This is a genomic window from Geodermatophilus sp. SYSU D01186 (assembly GCF_054050215.1).
The window spans coordinates 1-906 of sequence record NZ_JBJGYW010000079.1; the positions used below are offsets into that span (position 1 = coordinate 1).

The window sequence follows — 906 nt, forward strand, 5'->3', positions numbered from 1 at the left end:
GCCTTGCCGTTGGTCTGTGGCCGGTAGGGCCGGGTGAACCGGGCCTGGGCGCCGAGGTCAGCCAGCGCGGCGCGCCAGGCATGGCTGATCCGGTAGGCCCGGGCGTTGTCGGTCATCACCCGCTCGATCCGGTCGATGCCGTGCTCGGCGAACCAGGCCGCCGCGCTGTGGAGGAAGCCGGCGCAGGTGGCAGCCGTCTCATCGGGATGGATCTCGGCGTAGGCCAGGCGGGTGTGGTCGTCGATGGCGCAGTGCACGTAGTCATAGCCGACCCGGCGGCCGGCCAATTGCTCGTTGCGGCTGTGGTTGCCTTGGGCCGAACCGCGGCCGTGCACGCGCCAGCCACCACCGGCCCGGATACCACCGAGCTTCTTGACATCGACGTGCACCAGCTCGCCGGGCCGCGCCCGCTCGTAGCGCCGCACTAGCTGGCCGGTGGGCCGGTCCAGCCAAGCCAGCCGGTGCATGCCGTGCCGGCGCAGGACTGCGTGCACCGTCGAGGGGGCCAGCCCGACCAGCGGTGCGATCCGCGCGGGACCCAGCTTGCGGGCGCTGCGCAGAGCCAGCACCCGCGTCTCCAGCTCAGCGGAGGTCCTACCGGGGAGCCGGTGGGCCCGGCTGGGACGATCAAGCAGCCCAGCAGGGCCTTCCTCCCGCCAGCGGGCCAGCCACTTGTAGCCGGTGGCGCGAGAGACGTTCAACTCGATCACGACGTGCGCGACCGGCCGACCCAGTTCGACCACCCGGCGGACAAGTTCCGCGCGGCCATGAACGGTCAGGCGAGCGTTAGCGTGGGACACGAGACCTCCGAGCATTCGGGCGTGGCGTCAGCACCCACACCTTCGCTCGGAGGTCTCCTCGTTGGATCAGGCCTCGGCGCCGTCAACAACGCTCATGGGCAGTACA

Annotated in this window: 1 protein-coding gene; it reads right to left on the bottom strand. The window is 71.1% G+C overall.

The window, feature by feature from the left end; translation table 11 throughout:
- Positions 1-800, bottom strand: an 800-nt coding sequence (locus tag ACI784_RS25235) for an IS481 family transposase (protein WP_457015338.1), incomplete at its 3' end; no start/stop codon positions are given.
- Positions 801-906 lie beyond the last annotated feature (106 nt).